Annotated in this window: 15 protein-coding genes; 11 read left to right on the plus strand and 4 right to left on the minus strand. The window is 58.6% G+C overall.

Annotation, left to right across the window (positions count from 1 at the left end; translation table 11 throughout):
- Positions 1-176 precede the first annotated feature (176 nt).
- Positions 177-1,055: an alpha/beta hydrolase gene (locus BDD14_RS02695; RefSeq protein WP_242617686.1), complete on the plus strand. Its 879-nt coding sequence runs from the start codon at positions 177-179 to the stop codon at positions 1,053-1,055.
- Here the strand turns inward: BDD14_RS02695 and BDD14_RS02700 are convergent.
- Positions 1,052-1,759, minus strand: coding sequence for an alpha/beta hydrolase (locus BDD14_RS02700; RefSeq protein ID WP_130417457.1), 708 nt, complete (start codon positions 1,757-1,759; stop codon positions 1,052-1,054). The two genes, BDD14_RS02695 and BDD14_RS02700, sit on opposite strands and share 4 nt — an antisense overlap.
- 99 nt (positions 1,760-1,858) lie before the next feature.
- Between BDD14_RS02700 and BDD14_RS02705 the strand changes: the two genes are divergently transcribed.
- From BDD14_RS02705 to BDD14_RS02715, 3 genes are all read left to right on the plus strand, one after another.
- Positions 1,859-2,893, plus strand: coding sequence for a M20/M25/M40 family metallo-hydrolase (locus tag BDD14_RS02705; protein ID WP_130417458.1), 1,035 nt, complete (start codon positions 1,859-1,861; stop codon positions 2,891-2,893).
- Between the two features lie 74 nt (positions 2,894-2,967).
- Positions 2,968-6,504 (plus strand): DNA polymerase III subunit alpha, encoded by a 3,537-nt coding sequence (gene dnaE / locus BDD14_RS02710; protein WP_130417459.1) that lies wholly within the window; start codon positions 2,968-2,970, stop codon positions 6,502-6,504.
- A 49-nt stretch (positions 6,505-6,553) separates the two neighbouring features.
- Positions 6,554-8,290, plus strand: a complete 1,737-nt coding sequence (locus BDD14_RS02715; protein ID WP_242617687.1) for a DUF885 domain-containing protein — start codon at positions 6,554-6,556, stop codon at positions 8,288-8,290.
- Positions 8,291-8,313: 23 nt separating this feature from the next.
- Here the strand turns inward: BDD14_RS02715 and BDD14_RS02720 are convergent, their stop codons facing one another.
- Complete coding sequence (locus BDD14_RS02720) at positions 8,314-9,786, minus strand: hypothetical protein (protein ID WP_130417461.1); 1,473 nt, start codon at positions 9,784-9,786, stop codon at positions 8,314-8,316.
- 375 nt (positions 9,787-10,161) lie between these two features.
- Between BDD14_RS02720 and BDD14_RS02725 the strand changes: the two genes are divergently transcribed.
- From BDD14_RS02725 to BDD14_RS02745, 5 genes are all read left to right on the plus strand, one after another.
- Positions 10,162-11,055, plus strand: a complete 894-nt coding sequence (locus BDD14_RS02725) for an acetyl-CoA carboxylase carboxyltransferase subunit alpha (RefSeq protein ID WP_242617688.1) — start codon at positions 10,162-10,164, stop codon at positions 11,053-11,055.
- A gap of 25 nt (positions 11,056-11,080) precedes the next feature.
- Positions 11,081-12,118, plus strand: coding sequence for a CPBP family intramembrane glutamic endopeptidase (locus BDD14_RS02730; RefSeq protein ID WP_242617689.1), 1,038 nt, complete (start codon positions 11,081-11,083; stop codon positions 12,116-12,118).
- A gap of 122 nt (positions 12,119-12,240) precedes the next feature.
- The gene (locus BDD14_RS02735; protein ID WP_130417463.1) at positions 12,241-13,458 is read left to right on the plus strand and encodes a hypothetical protein; all 1,218 of its coding nucleotides are present in this window, start codon (positions 12,241-12,243) and stop codon (positions 13,456-13,458) included.
- Positions 13,459-13,645: 187 nt separating this feature from the next.
- Complete coding sequence (locus BDD14_RS02740; RefSeq protein WP_130417464.1) at positions 13,646-13,825, plus strand: Rcat domain-containing protein; 180 nt, start codon at positions 13,646-13,648, stop codon at positions 13,823-13,825.
- A gap of 197 nt (positions 13,826-14,022) precedes the next feature.
- Positions 14,023-14,925: a dimethylarginine dimethylaminohydrolase family protein gene (locus tag BDD14_RS02745; protein ID WP_130417465.1), complete on the plus strand. Its 903-nt coding sequence runs from the start codon at positions 14,023-14,025 to the stop codon at positions 14,923-14,925.
- 205 nt (positions 14,926-15,130) lie between these two features.
- On the opposite strand, the gene pyrF is transcribed toward BDD14_RS02745, so the two are convergent.
- A complete protein-coding gene (gene pyrF, locus BDD14_RS02750; protein WP_130417466.1) occupies positions 15,131-15,868 on the minus strand; it encodes an orotidine-5'-phosphate decarboxylase in 738 nt (245 codons plus the stop codon).
- A gap of 73 nt (positions 15,869-15,941) precedes the next feature.
- Positions 15,942-16,481 (minus strand): septal ring lytic transglycosylase RlpA family protein, encoded by a 540-nt coding sequence (locus BDD14_RS02755; RefSeq protein WP_207231676.1) that lies wholly within the window; start codon positions 16,479-16,481, stop codon positions 15,942-15,944.
- A 268-nt stretch (positions 16,482-16,749) separates the two neighbouring features.
- Here BDD14_RS02755 and thiD point away from each other — a divergent pair, with 268 nt between their 5' ends.
- A complete protein-coding gene (gene thiD, locus BDD14_RS02760) occupies positions 16,750-17,547 on the plus strand; it encodes a bifunctional hydroxymethylpyrimidine kinase/phosphomethylpyrimidine kinase (RefSeq protein ID WP_130417468.1) in 798 nt (265 codons plus the stop codon).
- 63 nt (positions 17,548-17,610) lie between these two features.
- Entirely contained in the window at positions 17,611-17,901 is a 291-nt protein-coding gene (locus tag BDD14_RS31565) for a hypothetical protein (protein ID WP_165419890.1), read from the plus strand.
- Position 17,902: the final 1 nt, after the last annotated feature.

Here is a 17,902-nt window from a genome sequence, read left to right on the forward strand (position 1 = left end):
GTCGAGCTCCCTCTCTATGGAAAATCATAACCCGTTTTGGAATTTAGAGATAGATGCGTTTCCTGCACGTTCTGTTACCAACGCGAAAATCTTACGTTTTTCCAGATGAGTAAGGAGAGTGCCACATTTATGTGGCAGTGTAAAATTTACAATCCTGTAACATGGATTTAGGTGGGATGATTCAGAAGATGCCGCAGGAATGTAATAACCGGATTGCAATGGAGGAGGGCTACGTCTCGGTTGGCGGGGCGAAGCTCCACTATCATCGTTCTGGCTCAGGCCGGCCTCTTCTTTTACTGCATGGGTTGGTAGGCTCCGCAAAAAACTGGCGGCAGAACATTCAGTTTCTGGCTCAGCATGCAAATGTCTACGCGGTGGACCTTCTCAACATGGGCGAGTCGGAACGGGTGCGCGGTCTCGATGCAAGTCTGGAAGCGACAGCCGATCGTGTGGCGTCATGCATGGATGCGTTTGGCCTGGATGTGGCAGATATCGCCGGACACTCGCACGGAGGCGCAGTCGCCATGATGCTTGCAGCACGCCATCCTTCGCGCGTGCGCAGCCTTATGCTGTTTGCTCCGGCCAATCCCTTCTGCGACCTGGGGCGGCAACTCATTGCGTTTTACCAGACGAGTGCAGGCATGTGGCTAGCCCGGCAGATTCCATGGCTGCCCCGGCGACTGAAGGCAACGGCGCTCAGCCGCATGTACGGAAACCCCGCACGGGTGGCTGATGACGCCCTCGATGGCTATACGGCCGGACTCCATGTTCCGGGTACCATCGATCATGTGCTCAGCATCGTTCGTGGATGGTCCGCGGATATGCGTCATCTCCGCGATGCGCTCTCGAGCCTGGCGGAGAAGCCGACATTGCTGATCTGGGGGGACCGGGATCGTACGGTTGGCCTGCGGTCGGCCGAGCAGTTGCAGCGCCTGTTGCGGCAGTCCAGCCTGGTCGTGCTTCCGGGAGTAGGGCATATTCCCTTCGAAGAGATGCCCGACGCCTGCAACGGTGCGATGCGGGACTGGCTGTCCGGTTCGCTGCCCCGAAACTAGAGAGTCTCTTCCAGACGGAAGGTCCGTTTCAGCCAGGATCGCAGGGCTTCCTGCATCTGGCTAAGCTTGGGTCCAGGTGCAGCGGGTGTTCCTTGAAAGAAGTGCTCCGCGCCTTCGATCCATGCGATCTCCTTCGGATCGGCAGCCTGTTCCAGCATCGGCGCTACAAGACTCTTCGGGCCAAATTGATCTTCCGTTCCGCTCACGAAGAACTTCGGTTGGGCGCAGTGCGCCAGGAACTCATAGGTGTAGCTGCGACCTTCGGCGCGATAAGGAACTCCCAGCCCGATAAGACCCTTTACGCGCGGATCTCCGCAGCCTGCGTGCAGTCCGATGAAGGATCCAAAGGAAAATCCGGCCAGGAGTACGGGAAGGCCAAGCGTTGCTTCCATCCAGTCGAGTGCGGCCTTTGCATCGTCGATCTCCCCTCGGCCGTGATTGTGGCTGCCTTCACTCAATCCCACGCCGCGAAAGTTGAACCTCAGCACAGGCAACCCAAGTCCGGAGAAGACCTTCATCGCGTGATAGACAACCTTGTTGTGCATGGTGCCTCCGCCGAGCGGATGCGGATGCAGGACGAGCGCGGCGTAGGGAGCATCGTCGCGGCCGCCGTTCAGTACCGCTTCCAGTTTGCCGGCCGGGCCACGAAGATCGTCGATGGACCGGATGACCGGCCCTTGGAGAGAGGATGTTTCGTTCGTCATCGTCTTCCAGTGTATCGATCGGACTCAAGACGTATGCGATCCGTCCCTGTTGTGGTACCCCTGAATCGAGGAAGGCCGGTGTCGTATGCTTGAAAATATATGCCAGTCGATCCTATTCAGCTTACCCGGCAGCTTGTCGATATTGAATCCACGACGTATCACGAAGGTCCGGCGGGAGTTTTTCTTCATCAGTATCTTGAAAACGAGCGCTACGCGGTGGAGCGCATGCCTGTCTCTCAGCCGGATCGCATCCTTACTCCTGGCGCCGGGGACGGAGAGCGGTTTAATGTTTACGCAGCGCTGCCCGGCGTGACGCCTGACGTCGTTCTTTCGACACACATGGACACGGTACCGCCCTTTTTCGGTTCTAAAGAGGACGATGAGTTTCTGTACGGACGGGGGAGCTGCGACGCCAAGGGGATCATCGCCGCCCAGGTCGCAGCCGCGGATCGTCTTCGCGAGGCCGGCGTAAAGGTCGGACTCCTGTTTCTTGTGGGCGAGGAACGCGACTCGGCGGGAGCGAAAGAGGCAAACCTTCATCCCAGGGGATCGAAGTTCCTGATCAACGGAGAGCCGACGGACAACCGCCTGGCACTGGCCTCCAAAGGTGCCCTGCGCGTGGAGCTTCGAGCGAAGGGAAGGATGGCTCATTCGGCGTATCCCGAGCTCGGGGAATCTGCTATCGACAAGCTGATCGAGGCACTGCACGATGTGCTCGCCATGCCTCTTCCCGTCGAGCCGGAGATTGGCCCCTCCACCCTGAACATCGGTCTGATCGAGGGTGGACGCGCGCCCAACGTCATTGCGGACAAGGCTGAGGCTCACATTCTCATCCGGCTGGTAGGGCCGTCCGAGGAGATCCGGCAGAGCATCCTGAAGACGGTAGGAGACCGCGCGGAGGTGTCGTTCTCGCTCGATCTGCCTTTTGTGAGAATGCGCAAGGTCGGAGACCTGCCGACGATGGTGGCGAAGTTCACCACCGACATTCCTTCGCTGACCGAGTGGGGAGAGCCCTTTCTGCTGGGGCCGGGGTCGATTCACGTCGCACATACGCCGGACGAGAAGATCGCGAAGAAAGAGCTGCTCGAAGCGGTGGACCTTTACTACAACCTTGCGACGAGCCTCGTAGGCTAACGGAGAACCAATCGAGGTGCGTCCCGGAATTAGAGACGCGTTTTCCTCACTCTCGGCGGGCTTAACATAGAAGCATGGCCGCCGAGTTTACCCATCTTCACCTGCACACCGATTACTCCCTGCTCGACGGCGCCTGTGACGTCGATAAGCTTGCCGGGCACCTGAGCAAGATCGGCCAGAAGGCTGCCGCCATGACCGATCATGGCAATATCTATGGCGCGGTCCACTTCTTCGACGCCATGAAGAAGAAGGACATCAAGCCGATTCTGGGCTGCGAGCTCTACCTGTCGGAGACCGAAAATCACCGCGAGATGTCTGGTGGCTACAAGCACTTCCTGGTTCTGGCCGAAAACGAAGAAGGATATCGCAATCTTGTTCGACTCACCAGCGAGGCAGCGCTCCATGGCTTTTATCGCAAGCCGCGCGTCTCGAAGGAATTTCTCTCCAGACATACGAAGGGCCTGATCGCCTTCTCCGGCTGCCTTGCCGGTGAGTTGAACCAGCACCTGATGGCCGGCAAGTACGACGAGGCCAAGCGCACGGCGGGCGTCTTCGAAGACATGTTCGGGAAAGGCAACTTCTTTCTCGAGGTGCAGGACCATGGCCTTGAGCCAGACAAGGCGGTCCGCGAAGCTCTGTACCGCATGGAGAAGGAGATCAACATCCCGTTGATCGCGACCAACGACAGCCACTATGTCGCGAGCGACGACTCCCGCGCCCACGAGATCCTGCTATGCGTGCAGACCGCGGGAAGCATGAACGATCCCAACCGCTTCAAGTTCGACACGCAGGAGTTCTACATCAAGTCTGCTGAAGAGATGCATCGCCTCTTCGCCGACAATCCCGAGGTCTGCACGCGAACGATGCAGTTTATCGATCGCTGCAACCTGAAGCTTAGCAAGGTTGACGATCCCTTCCCGGAGTTTCCGGTTCCCGACGGCCATACCCTCGACAGCTACTTCGAGCAGGTGTGTCGCGAGGGCCTGCGCAAGCGGCTGGACACAGCCGTCGCGCACCTGCGTGAGCGCGGGCTTCTCCGCAAGACGACCACCGAGTATGAAGAGCGTCTGAACCGCGAGCTGGACTGCATCAAGCAGATGAAGTTTCCCGGCTATTTCATGATCGTATGGGACTTTATCCGTTACGCGAAGGAGCAGGGAATCCCCGTCGGTCCCGGCCGTGGATCGGCGGCTGGATCACTGGTCGCCTACGTGATGGAGATCACCGACATCGACCCGCTTCAGAACGAACTGCTCTTCGAGCGCTTCCTCAATCCCGAACGCGTATCCATGCCCGATATCGACATCGACTTCTGCATGAACCGTCGCGGTGAGGTGATCGAGTACGTCAAGCGCAAGTATGGAAACGATCAGGTCGCGCAGATCATCACCTTCAACACCATGGCGGCAAAGGCCGCGATCAAGGACGTTGGTCGCGCGCTCGAGATACCGTACGGCGAGGTCGACCGAATCGCGAAGATGATCCCGGCGACGATCGGCATCACGATTGACGCTGCCCTGAAGGACAATGGCCCCCTTGCGACCGCCTACGACAGCGACCCGAAGATCAAGGAGCTGATCGACACGGCGATGCGTCTCGAAGGGCTGGTTCGCGGGGCAGGCGTACATGCCGCCGGTGTCGTCATCGCTCCGAAGCCTCTTACTGAGCTTGTTCCTGTCACTCGAACTAAGGACGAGGCCACGGTCACGGCGTACGACATGAAGGCTGTCGAGAAGATGGGCCTGCTCAAGATGGACTTCCTTGGGCTGACCACTCTGACCGTAATCGACGATTGCCTGAAGCTGATCAAGCAGACAGCCGGCGAAGACATCGATATGGCCAAGATTCCGCTCGACGATGAGAAGACGTACGAACAGGTCTTTCACCGCGCGCTGACTTCAGGAGTCTTCCAGTTTGAATCTGGCGGCATGCGCGACGTGCTCCGCCGTTACAAGCCCAGTACGGTCGAAGATCTTACCGCCCTCAACGCGCTCTATCGGCCGGGCCCGATCCAGGGCGGCATGATCGACGACTTCATCGAGCGCAAATGGGGGCGTCGCGCCGTCGAGTACATGTTCCCGGAGCTGGAACCGATTCTGCGCGAGACCCTGGGTGTTATCGTCTACCAGGAGCAGGTCATGCAGATCAGCTCCGCTATCGGCGGCTACTCGCTCGGCGGCGCCGATCTTCTGCGTCGCGCCATGGGCAAGAAAAATCCCGAAGAGATGGCCAAACAGCGCGACACCTTCATGGCAGGAGCTGCCACGCTGAAGTTCGATAAGAGCAAGGCCGGCGCACTCTTTGACCTGATGGAGCAGTTCGCCGGATACGGCTTCAACAAGTCGCACTCCGCTGCCTATGCGTTGCTGGCGTATCACACGGCATGGCTCAAGACTCACTATCCAGTCGAATTCATGGCGGCGCTGCTCACCAGCGAAACCTCGAAGCCTGAAAATGTCGTGAAGTACATCGGCGAATGCCGGGAGATCAACATCCCCGTTGTACCGCCCAATGTTCAGGCGTCTGACGCCAATTTCACTCCAGTTAAGACGGAGCAGGGCACCGCTATTGGATTCGGTCTTGCAGCGATTAAGAACGTCGGTCACAACGCCATCGAGTCGATCATTGCCGCGCGCACAGACCTGCGCAAAGAGGGCAAACAGGGCTTCGCCAGCCTGTGGGAGTTCTGCGAAAAGGTCGACCTGAGCCGATTGAACAAGCGCGTGCTCGAGTCGCTCATCAAGGCCGGTGCGATGGACAACTTCGGGGCTCGCGCACAGACGACCGCTGCTCTCGACAAGGCCATGGAGCAGGCCCAGAAGGCTCAGCGCGATGCTGCAGCAGGTCAGCACGGCCTGTTCGGAATCTTCGACGCTGATCCCTCTGCCGGGGCATCGAACGATCACGCCTTGCCCGGCGTTCCTGAGTGGGACGAGCATACGCGCCTTCAGAACGAGAAGGAGGTGCTCGGCTTCTTCGTCTCCGGTCATCCCATGGACAAGTACCGTGAGAAGCTGCGCAACATCAAAGTCGTCGATACCGCGACGGCGTGCGAGATGAAGCCCGAGCCGCAGGTCTTCCGCCGCGGACGCGACGAGCAGCCGCAGAACGAGATTCAGATCGCGGGCGTCATCACTGGATTGAAGGTCGCCAAATCCAAGCGGTCCGGGGAGCTTTACGCCCAGGCGACGCTTGAAGACACGACCGGCAAGATTGAGCTGATCGCCTTCCCGCAGTCCTACGAGAAGCTGGCGGAGAAGCTCAAGATCGAAGTCCCGGTGCTGGTGCGCGGCGTTCTCCGGGGAGAAGAAGACTCGGCGCCAAAGCTGGCACTCTCCAACATTCAGGCATTAGAGGACGTCAAGATCAAGCTGCCTGAGGCTCTGCGGATCAAGGTTCCCCTGCATAATCCTGATGCTGCGCTGCTGGAAAAACTGCACGCCATTCTGGTCGGTGCTCCGGGACGGGGGAAGCTGTTGCTCGATCTCGAGGAACCAGGTGAGTTCTGCGCCGTACTGGAGCCGCAGGGCGTCATGGTCGCCGCGGACCGACTCTTCATCGATCGCGTCGAAGAGATCGTGGGGCAGGGCGGCGTCCGCGTCATCGAATAACCTCGGAATCTGAAAAAAACAATTAGTGCTTTCGTCGGATCATCTCCACATGTACTTTGTGGAGATGATCCCCTTCAGAACTCTGCCTGCTTTTCTCAGTGCTGTCCTGCTTCTGACTGGTATGAGTGCGAACGCGGAATTTCAACGTTCGCGGTTGGATACTCTCAGCGAAACCTTCTGGAAGTGGCGCGCTACTGAGCAGCCGTTTACCAACGACGATATTCCGAGGATCGAGCGTTCCAGTGACTTTGTCGTTGACTGGTCGCCTGATGCGGTCAGGACATACCACCGGCAGATCGAAGAGTTTGAAAAGCAGTGGCGCGCGCTCGATACAGCGGGTGCCTCCGTCGGCGATCAGGCCGACTACCGTCTGCTGGGTTCAGCGATCGCCCGGGTCTATTGGGAACTCGATGGGATGCCCATGTGGCGCGAGAATCCGGATTTCTATCTGCAGCAGAGTCTCGGAAGCGTCTATGCGCTCCTTCTTCCTCCCGCACCCTTCGCGGCGGAACGTCAGAGTCAACTGCTGGCGCGTCTTGAGAGGATCCCCGCAACTCTGGTTGTGGCACGCGAGAATCTTACGGATATGCGCGGTCCCTATGTTCGCGTGACGAAGAGTTCCCTCGAGGGAATCGAAGGGCGGCTCGATCGGTATGAAGCGGCCATGCTTCCGGAGCTCTCAGAGGCCAACCGTGCGCGTTTCCGCAAGGACCTTACCACCGCCAAGGAAGCCCTGGTAAGCTACCGTTCCTGGATCGACAGCAAGGCGGCTGGCTTGCCTGAGAAGACTGCGGTCGGACGGGAAGGCTACCTTTACTTCCTGCGAAACGTGGCGTTGCTGTCCTACACGCCGGAGCAGATGCTTGCCATGGGAAGGCAGGAGTGGGAGCGCTCCGTAGCCTTTGAAAGTTTTGCCCGGGCCGCGAATACGGGCAGGCCGAAGTTGCCGGTATTTCCCACCGTCGCCGCGCAGGTCGAGAGCGCCGACAAGGCAGAGCTTGCAATACGAGAGTATCTCGTCAGCCACGGAATCCTGTCGGTGCCGCCCGAGATCAAGCATTACCGTGACCGGCCTCTTCCAGCTTACGTAGCGCCGTTCAGCTTCCTTGGAGTAACCGATGATCTGACCGGACCTTCACGCCTCGATCAGGACAGCTCCAGTTACAAGAGCGATCCCACCAAGGTAAAGGGATTCTTCAGCGTCATCACTGCCATGGACACGCGCCCATTGATGGTCCACGAAGGCATTCCCGGCCACTACTTCCAGATGGCGTGGAGCTGGCATCATCCCGATCCGATCCGGCGGCATTATTACGACTCCGAGTCCAACGAGGGAATCGGCTTCTATGCAGAGGAGATGATGCTTGAAGCCGGTCTCTTCGACGATGCTCCGCTGATGAAGGAGAGCATTTACAGCATGATGCGCCTGCGGGCGCTGAGGACCGAGGTGGATATCCGGCTGGCGCTGGGCACGTTTACTCTTGAGCAGGCAGCGGATTATCTTGCTTCAACGGTGCCGATGGATATGCCCACGGCACGCAGCGAGGCAGCGATGTTCGCCTCAACGCCGGGACAGGCCATCACCTACCAGATTGGCAAACTCGATATCATCCGGATGCTTAGCGACGCGCGGCACAAGGAAGGCGATTCGTTCAGGCTTCAACGCTTCCATGACTTCGTCTGGCTGAACGGGAACGTTCCCTTCGCCTTACAGCGCTGGGAGTTGTTGGGCGATGTAAGCGAGGTCCCGGCGATTCCGGCGTCGTTTGCCTGGACGTCGCACTGAAACCGTCGGTCGCGTGCGTACCGTTAGAACCGAAGCACGGGACCGATTTGCACCCCCCAGTTGGTGGAGTTGCTGTAGTTGTCGTGGGAGAGAAAGGAGAGCCTGGGAGGCGTTCCAATCCCGTCCGGATCGCGCTCGGTGGTCTTGTAACGAATCAGCATCTGTACCGCACTTGCGCGCAATCCAAAGTGATTCGAGAGACGAAGATCGCCGGAGAGCGTCGCGGCCGCGGCAAAATTGTAGTTCCGTTTCAGCGACGAAGGGTCCGTTCCGGTTCTCGAGTAACTTGCAAAGCCGGGAGAAAGCCCAACCTTGACCGCATACCTCTTAGTTGAGTAGCCAGAACGGAATCCGAACGTTGCCGTCGTCAGTGACCCCCCAACACTGAGCGAGGAGACGGGGCTCGCCTGCGGATAGATGGAGACGTCGCTGACAAAATCGAGATAGCGACTCAGGCGCAGACCGAACTCCAGGCCCGCCCCTGTCGCCGCCTGGCGGCAGTTCATGCATGTGGTGTGATTGGTCTCCACGTTGAGAGATGAGTAGTGCAGGCTCAGGTCAAAGTGCTCGACCGGCTCCTCGGAGAGGAGACGTTGGAAGCGCACTTGAACCGGCGATTGATACTCGCTGGGATGTTCGTAGTCCCGATACCAGGGATAGCGCCCACGAAGCATGTTTGCTAGTGATCTCGGTGGATTGAGAGAGGCGCGGACTACTTTAATTCCAAAGTTATTCGGGTGTCGCCGCACCAGGGGATCCGAGATGTAACGATCGATCGTATCTTCGCCGATCAGCCATAGTGTCCCGACGACGGGAGTGATGATGAAGTCCACCCAGCCGGTGTTATTGGTGTAGGTCGTGCCAGGATTTTCGCAGTAGTCCGGCGTCCCAGGTTTCTTGTTGCAGCGGATCGGATAGGTGAAGCCTCCCTGGTTGAAGATCGCGGTCTCCCCAAGCGGTCCGATCTCCCACTGTGTCGAATAAACAGTATTCCAGAGAAAAGCGCGAAAGCGGCTTCGCCAGTATTCTCGAGAACGCGAGATCTCCTGGGTACGGCCGCGGGGATCATTTTGAACCTCGATATATCCGGAGATCGCCCCCTGCATCGGATGCCCGATGTAGTTCACTTTGATGCTGTCGCCATCGTTCCAGCGACCCATATTGAACTGCTGGGCCGAAGCCCAGTAATTGGACCAGAAGGGGCTGTTGAGCAGGATGTGACGATCGTTCTGATCGGCCGTCATGATCCGGGTTGCATGCTGCAGCAGCTCGAACGAGAAGGACTGCAGAAGCAGGCCCTTCCAGTGAAACGGCTCCGCAGCCTCAGGATGTCTCGTCGTCCGGCCCCCAAGTGCCACAACATCAAATTCGTCTACCGGCGCGCGGAGGGGACGCGAATGGAAGGCGGGGTTGAAGATCGGGTCCTGCGGGCGCACCGGTTGAGGACCATCCACCAGCTCTGTGACGGACGGCAAGTCATCGCTGCCACGAACCATTGGGGCTTCCTGCGCGAGACCAAAACAGCTCAGAAGAAAGAGAACTCCTACCGTACACGGGCGACACATGAATTTGCTTTCAGCTCTGGCCGACTTTGCGGTTCCTTGACGGAATTGGCTCGCCGATCCGGAGTAAGTGTTATGAAATTTATCTCGAGGCGAACTCGCGTGAAGGCCATACCTCTTCGTCATCTGAACGACCCTCGAGATTCAGGCTATGACAGAGCAGAAAAAGGCCCGTTCTCTGCAGGGTGTGCATCCAACTCTATCTAGGATGCCGGTAGACATCTATCCGCTGTCCCTCGAGAGTAAACAAGGCAGCGCCCTCACACCGTGTTCGCATACAATCGAACGAGAAGCAGGATTAGCCTCAATATGGCCGAAAAAGAAGCAAGCAGAATAATGCATGGCAACTCAGCCGTTCCGCCCGTTCCAGAAGCATGGATCAGGACAGAGCTGGCTAGAAATCCGCAGCGTCCTTATCCTATGGACTTCATTCAGGCAATTTTCACGGATTTCACCGAGATTCACGGCGATCGCTCCTTTGGAGACGACCAGGCCATGTCTGCCGGTATGGCGTGGTTTCACGGTGAGCCGGTCATGGTCATCGGAAATCTGAAAGGCCGCACACTCAAGGAGCGGGTCGCGCGCAAATTCGGCTCTCCCGATCCCGAAGGATACCGCAAGGCCCTGCGTGCGATGAAGATCGCCGAGAAGTTTTCACGCCCTGTCTTCACCTTTATCGACCTCGCCGGAGCCTATCCCGGAATCGGTGCCGAGGAGCGCGGACAAGGCGAGGCTATCGCCCGCAATCTCCTCGAGATGTCCCGGCTGCGAGTTCCAACCATCGCCACCATTACAGGGGAAGGAGGATCGGGCGGTGCCTTGGCTCTGGCCGTCGCAGATCGCGTGCTGATGCTCGAGAACGCCATTTATTCGGTCATCTCCCCAGAGGCGTGCGCCTCCATCATGTGGAAGGACGCTAACCGAAAACAGCAGGCTGCCGCAGCACTGAAGTACGGGGCTGTCGATGCCCAACGTCTCGGCTGCGTCGACGAGGTTCTCGCCGAACCGGAAGGGGGCAGCCAGAACGATCCTGCAGCAGCCTTTGCCGCGGTCAACGAAAGGCTGCGGTTCCATCTTGACAGCCTCCGCGGGCTCTCTCTCGATCAACTTCTGGAGCAGCGTTACCGGAAGTTTCGTAACATCGCGCAGTTTTATACCAGCGAATCCGCCGAGGTTGATGCAGTGGCCTCTACCACCGCATAGCGGCTCAACGCACGGAGCAGATCTGTTGTCGTCCCTCTCCGATCCAACGACTCCACCCCGGCGTGCCGGGAGAACCCTCCAGCTGGCGCGCTTCGCAACAGCCTTCGCGTGGTCTGTCTCATCGCGCGTGCTCTCCGCCAGCTCTGCCCGTGGCATCACAAACCGCTTCAACATGGACGCATGGCAGCCCTTGCTGAGCGCCTTGTTTCTTTTGTTCCTGCTCGCGGTCGGATTTCGTTTCTTGGAGATCATCGCGAGACGGCCGGCATCGAGCCGCTCCGTGCTCGGTCTCCCCCAACGGTCCACCTCGGGTAGGGAATGGCTGATCGGCGCAGCCCTGGGATGGGGAATGGTGATCCTCGCAGTGATGCCCATGGTCCTCGCGGGAGGTCTGCACATCAGCTTCTGGACCGAACCCGGCACGATGCGCCTGATCGCAATCAATCTGCTGACCATCGCCGCGCAGACCCTGGCCGTCGAGGTCATCTTTCGCGGCTACGCCTTTCGTTGCCTGATCGAGGTCATCGGTCCTGTCGGCGCGACTCTGGGCATGTCGATTATCTTTGCCTTTGCCCAGGTGCTCATCAACGGAGCCACCTCCACCGGCATCTTTATTGCCGTCTTGATGGGGATACTCTTTTCGGTAGCCTGGCTCCGCACCCATGCTCTCTGGCTGGCCTGGGGAATGCACTTTGCCTGGACCGCCAGTATGGGGATGCTCTTTGGCCTTCCGGTCAGTGGAAAGATCGACTCCTCGGTTCTGGTCCAAACGATCGCCTCCGGACGCCGTTGGCTCACAGGAGGCGATTACGGCCCCGAGGGAGCTCGATTTACCGCTCTTGCGTTGTTGGCCGGTCTCATTGTGCTGGTACGAGTTACCCGCGAATACGCGTGGAATTACACCCATACCCCCATCGTCGCCGGGGGGTATGCGATGGAAGCACAGCCGCCCGCAGCCCACGTTGCGATGGAACAGTCACAGCAGAGCCAGCCCCCTGCTTTGGTTCAGATTCTTCCCAGCGCCCCACAGGGCCGGTCGGCTGGCGATCCGCCTGAAGTCTGACGATTTCCAGCCAGATTGTAAATTTCCTGCCTTCCACCGTTTAACGGGGAAACCATATCTTCACTCCCCTTGTCAAAAGGGAAGAGAAGGCGCAAGCTTGTCTGTATCTCCGAGGTGCTTCGATGGCGATCCGAACGCACAGATGGGCACTCTTTGCAGGGTTCTTCGTACTCTCGGCGCAGGTTGTCTACTCACAGGTCTTTGTTGTGGGCGAGAAGACCGCCACGGCCGATATCTCTACCTCCTTCACTCCCACCAATCTCCCGTTGTCTAAAGAGAAGCTCAACGAACGTGGCCGCCGCGATCTGGTCCGCAATCTTGCGGCGGAGCAGGGCTTTGCCCATCGGCCCTTGCCCATCGGTGTTATTACCTTGACGGCCAACGGCGATCTTTCCCCCGGCGCCGACAAATATCGGGAGATGATCTATCGTAAGGGGCAGGCCGCTGCTCCCGGGGATCGCGTCGTCGTCACGGCCCTCAACATCAAGGGCGACCAGATCGTGGTCGATCTGAACGGTGGCCCCTATGCCAAGCATCGCTTTCTGAGCCATATTCAACTCAACAACAATAATGTTGTGGCCAATAATGGAGAGCAGCCCATGGGCTCCCGGATTACGCTCGTCTTTCCCGGCGGCATCCCTGATGTCTCCGCTCCGGAGGTGAAGGCTCTGCTTGAGCCTGTCGTCGACTTCGGGGTTAAGTCGGGCAATCAGGCCTATGCCGATACGCTGCCGCCAAAGCTCCGAAACGCCATCGCCGCCCACGAGGTTCTCGTCGGCATGAACCATCGCATGGTTCTCGCCGCGCTGGGTGCGCCGGAACGCAAAGTCCGGGAACAGGACAGTGGAGATCCCAACGGCGCGCGCTACGAGGAGTGGATCTACGGCCACGTTCCCCAGACGGTGCGTTTCGTTCGCTTTCATGGGGATCGGGTAGCCACGGTCCAGATTGCCGTACTCGGCAAGCCGATCGAGATCCACGACCAGAACGAGCTTGAAGAAGGCGAGATGCCGAGCAACACCCGCCAGGTTGCGATGGGAGATCGCGTCCCCAGCAAGGATGAGGAAGATGCTTCCGCCGCCGCCCCACCGCCACCATCGCTGCGGCTTCCGGGAGAGGCCGCGCCTGCAAATGCACAGGGCAAGGTTCAGTACCCAACCGATAAAGACGCTGGCCGCAAGGCCGACCGGCAACCTATCCCCGCCGCGCCCGGATCTCCTGCCGATCCTGCGTCCCAATCCATGCCGCCTTCGCAAACGCGACAGCCAAATTCGCAACAACCGAATCGGCCTCAAGATATCGGCAGGCCACAGACTCCGGGTACAGGCACGACCCCATAGCCATGAAACCTGCGACGATGTAAAATCATTCAAGCCACAACCGCAGTTCTTCTCCTTCGATTTCTACCGAGGCATCGCCCGGACAATCCTGAGAAGTTCCGGATGTCTTTGATGCTCCATGTTTAGCAGGAGAGCATCGGTCATCCCGCGCGCGAGCCGAAACATTCGTACCAGGGAGAGCAAGATTATGGCAAAGATTGCCAAGACCGGCGACCGTAAGAAGGTCATGGACACCAACAAGAGCACCGATTGCCCGAAGTGCTCCAAACCGACCCGCATCGTGAAGCGCGTCAAGGATCGTGAGCGCGGCACCCCGGGCGGAGTCTATATCTCCTGCTCGGTCTGCGAGTTCTTCGAAAAACTCTAGGCCTCTGAAAGAGGAAAGGCCGGAAAAGGGCCCCTTTACGGGGGCTCTTTTTTATGCCAGGAACTCCCGGACCTGTTCGCTAAGTCTATTACTGACACGAAGGTACCAAACTGCACAAAAAATAACCGAGACTTCACTTGACGACCGTCTCTCTACACGGGCAGACTCTAATCCGGAAAGTAGGGAATAAGTCCTATATGAGTACCATCGGCACCACTGTATCTAAATCTTCTGCCCGAAATTTCGCCTCCCTCCCACACTTCGACCGGCCAACATACCTGATGTGCCCACCCGAGTGGTATGACATCAACTATGTTATTAACCCGTGGATGGCCGGCAATCTGCATCGCCCTTCGCGAGACCTTGCATTTACCCAATGGAAGGAATTGCACAGCCAGCTCCAGCGCGTCGCCGATATACGCCTCATCCACGGCCAGCAGGGCTTGCCGGACATGGTCTTCGTCGGCCATGCGGCGGTTGTCCAGCATGGTATCGTCGCGCTCTCCAGCTTCGCCCATCCTCAGCGCCAGACGGAAGAGCGGCATCTTCGCCGCTGGTTCGAAACAGCCGGATTCCTGCTCTGGGAGACTCCTCGGGAGACCGCGTTCGAGGGGGAAGGAGATGCGCTCTTTAACGCAGCCGGCGATCATCTCTGGGCGGCTCACGGGGTTCGCACCTGCCTGCAGAGTCATCGTCACATCGCCGATGCGTGGCACACCGAGGTTAGCTCGCTTCATCTCATCGATCCGCGCTTTTATCATCTCGATACCTGCTTCGCTCCCCTTGCGGGCGGCCATCTGCTGTACTTCCCGGGAGCCTTCGACAAGCCCTCTCTGGCTCGAATCGAAGCTGCCTACACACCGAAGATGCGTATCGCCGTAACCGAAGCCGAGGCCACCCATTTTGCCTGCAATGTCATCAATGTCGGGCAGGAGATCATCCTGGGACAGACCGGAAGCGATCTCGGCGGAAGACTCGAAGCTCTGGGTTACAACGTGGCAGAGGTGAACCTGAGCGAGTTCATCCGTGGTGGAGGCTCAGCTAAGGCGCTCGCCCTTCGCCTCAGCGATACGCGCGTAACGCACCAGGCACGAGGCTGAACGTGTCAAGTCCCTGGATGAGGTAAGCGAAACAAATCAGGGAACATACTGGCTGCCTTTTAGTTTTGCTCAGGTTGCTAGAATAGAGATAGCCAGACCCTGCGATACAAGTCTTCAACGCTTACGATCGAAGTACCAGGTCAAGTTCTTATCTATCAAGATTTTGCGCAATAACGGTAGATAGGGCACGCCCTGAGGATCGCCGCTAAAGCGGAAGCTTCTGCGTCGCCGCGATCTCATCCAAAATGAGCCGTGCCGCTGCCGCCGGGTCAGAGGCTCGCGTAATAGGACGTCCCACAACCAGCATCGAGGCCCCCAGCAGGATTGCTTCACCGGGAGTGGCCACTCGCCGCTGATCGTCGACCGTAGCTCCGGCTGGACGGATGCCAGGAATCACCAGAATCGCATCCGGACCCATTTGGTGCCGCATGGAACTGACCTCCTCGGCAGAGCACACCATTCCATCGATCCCGGAATCCCTCGCGAGCCGGGCGAGGCGTAGCGCCTGATCCGCCGGAGAGCATGAGACTCCCACGGAAGCCAGCTCCGTGTGATCCATGCTGGTGAGAACGGTCACAGCCAGCAGCCTCGGAGAGCCGGGCGCCTGGGCCGCCTCGGCCGCGGCCCGCAACATGGCTCCGCCGCCAAACCCGTGAACCGTGAGCAACTCCGCCCCCGCACTGGTCGCCGACCGCACTGCTCCCGCAACGGTGTTCGGAATGTCGTGCAGCTTGAGATCGAGAAAGATGCTGTATCCGCGCAGCCGCAGTGTCTCGACGAGAGAGTTTCCGGCCGCATAGTAGAGCTCCATGCCGACCTTGAGCCAGCGGCAGCTGCCTTCCAGCCGATCGACCAGCTCCAGCGCCGCGCGGGCATCGGGAACGTCCAAGGCTACCGCGAGCCGGTCCTTGGGAGAGAGGTTTTCTTCGGAGAGATTCTTCACAGCTTCAGTCTAGCGGATGCTCTATCAGACCGGAGCTCACTTCCTGAAGCTGTGAAAGAGGGGCGGCACGGAACTATAGCCCCTGCCCGACCGCAATAGGAACATGAAGCTGCGCGATCAACTGCCTGGCCATCTCTGGATCACCGGGCAGAAGCTTCTCGAGCTTGACCTTCGCCAGCCCTGAAATGCCGACAGCCTTGGCTGCGCCGTAAGAGAGGTCGACGATCCGGTCGTCGGGCATGGGGCCCCGATCGTTGACTCGGACAAAGACGGACTTGCGATTCTTCAGGTTGGTAACACGCAGCCAGGTTCCCAGGGGAAGGCTGCGGTGAGCGCAGGTGAGTCCGTTCATGTCGTACGATTCGCCGTTAGCAGTCTGCTTGCCCTGGAAGTATCGTCCATACCAGGATGCCGTTCCGATCTGGTACCAGCGACGCGGCTTGGTATGCTGCTGCTGCGCGGGGTTCGCGGGGTTAGTGTCGGAACCCGTGGCAGGTGCAGTCGCATCGCTTGCTGACGCTGTCATTCCCAGCGCGACGAGCAGTGTTGCGATGGCAACTCCACGTCTGGTGGGAACTGTTTTGTCCCCCATATTCGTAGAAATGATCTTCATGCCACCTCCTGTTAACATTGTCCTGTTCTGAAAACGCTAAGTCAAACAACAGTATGGAGTTACGACGCAAAACGGCTTGCCAATCACAGATCGTATGTGCTAAAGAGGATCGTGGTTCGAAGCACCGATATTCGGCCCAAAATCTGCTGATTTCCCCAGTATTTTGGCCCTTCGAAGACAAATGGACCTATTCCTGCTAATTTTGCGAAAAGTTAGAAAAAGCCACTTTTTCCCAAAGTCTGGTTCAGAAGGAGTCCCGAAACCTTAGATGCAGACTGTACTCTCCATAGCCGGCTTTGATCCATCCTCGGGGGCTGGAATTACAGCGGACCTGATGGTCTTCGCCGCGCATGGACTCTTCGGGACCTCTGCGATCACCAACCTCACGGTCCAGTCCACCGTTGGAGTTCGTCGCAGCGAACCGATCTCTCCCGAGACGCTGCGGGATACGCTCGATTGCCTCCTCTCCGACCTTCCGCCCTCTGGGGTGAAGCTTGGAATGCTGGGTACAAGCGGGATCGTGGAGGTGGTCCGGGACTATCTGGAAAGGCTGCGGAGGTTGTCACCCGGCGTCCCGATTGTCCTGGACCCTGTGATCCGTTCCAGCTCAGGCAGGGAACTACTGGCTCCGGAAGGGGTATCTCTTCTGCGCGAGAGCCTGCTTCCACTTGTGAATTGGATCACGCCCAATCTGGATGAGCTTCAAGTCCTGTCCGGAGTTCCGATCTCGATTCCGGAAGATATGGTTTTCGCCGCCCGAAGACTCGCCGCGGATCTCCCTTCGCTCAACCTGCTGGCAACCGGAGGTCATCTTGAGCAACCGGACGATCTGCTGCTGACCCCTGGTGGCCTTCCTCGGTGGATACAGGGAAGGCGAATTGAAAGCAGATCGACGCACGGAACCGGCTGCGCATTTTCGAGCGCCCTGTTGAGCCGTCTCGTACAAGGGGACGGTCCGATGGATGCAGCGAGCCGCGCCAAAGAATACGTCACGGAAGCAATCCAACGTGCGGCTCCGCTCGGGTATGGAAATGGTCCGTTGAATCACCTTTGGCCTCTTCGTTAGGGCGTGGTACGACCCCTAACATGAAGGGAATCTGAGCCGATAGAAAGGTATCGGAGGATTTAAATGCCAGTATCTCAAAACCACGGAGCGAGCCCGGTTCTAGCAGAGTATGGGATGGCTCTTCAAGTTCTGGGTGACGCCGCCCACCACCTCGTTAGCTGCAGTGCGTATTCCGACGAACGGGGTGGCGATGCAGCCGAGAATGAAGCCATTCGAATTCTCCTGAAAAGAAGTCGAGAAGTCTTCGAAGAATATGCCAAGGTTCTCGGCTGGCCTGCTTCCGGCGCACCATGGTTGACCGGTCAAACAGCCCGTGGCATCGGATCGGCCCTGGTTCGACATAACTCCTGCTAAC

Source organism: Edaphobacter modestus (genome assembly GCF_004217555.1).
Classification (GTDB): Bacteria; Acidobacteriota; Terriglobia; order Terriglobales; family Acidobacteriaceae; genus Edaphobacter; species Edaphobacter modestus.

Coding starts and splice junctions, on each gene's coding strand:
- BDD14_RS02705 (WP_130417458.1), top strand. CDS start 1,859: ATGCCAGTCGATCCTATTCAGCTTACCCGGCAGCTTGTCGATATTGAA.
- BDD14_RS02700 (WP_130417457.1), bottom strand. CDS start 1,759: ATGACGAACGAAACATCCTCTCTCCAAGGGCCGGTCATCCGGTCCATC.
- BDD14_RS31565 (WP_165419890.1), top strand. CDS start 17,611: ATGCCAGTATCTCAAAACCACGGAGCGAGCCCGGTTCTAGCAGAGTAT.
- BDD14_RS02735 (WP_130417463.1), top strand. CDS start 12,241: ATGGCGATCCGAACGCACAGATGGGCACTCTTTGCAGGGTTCTTCGTA.
- BDD14_RS02755 (WP_207231676.1), bottom strand. CDS start 16,481: ATGAAGATCATTTCTACGAATATGGGGGACAAAACAGTTCCCACCAGA.
- dnaE (WP_130417459.1), top strand. CDS start 2,968: ATGGCCGCCGAGTTTACCCATCTTCACCTGCACACCGATTACTCCCTG.
- BDD14_RS02740 (WP_130417464.1), top strand. CDS start 13,646: ATGGCAAAGATTGCCAAGACCGGCGACCGTAAGAAGGTCATGGACACC.
- BDD14_RS02715 (WP_242617687.1), top strand. CDS start 6,554: ATGTACTTTGTGGAGATGATCCCCTTCAGAACTCTGCCTGCTTTTCTC.
- BDD14_RS02720 (WP_130417461.1), bottom strand. CDS start 9,786: ATGGTTCGTGGCAGCGATGACTTGCCGTCCGTCACAGAGCTGGTGGAT.
- thiD (WP_130417468.1), top strand. CDS start 16,750: ATGCAGACTGTACTCTCCATAGCCGGCTTTGATCCATCCTCGGGGGCT.
- BDD14_RS02745 (WP_130417465.1), top strand. CDS start 14,023: ATGAGTACCATCGGCACCACTGTATCTAAATCTTCTGCCCGAAATTTC.
- BDD14_RS02725 (WP_242617688.1), top strand. CDS start 10,162: ATGGCCGAAAAAGAAGCAAGCAGAATAATGCATGGCAACTCAGCCGTT.
- BDD14_RS02695 (WP_242617686.1), top strand. CDS start 177: ATGATTCAGAAGATGCCGCAGGAATGTAATAACCGGATTGCAATGGAG.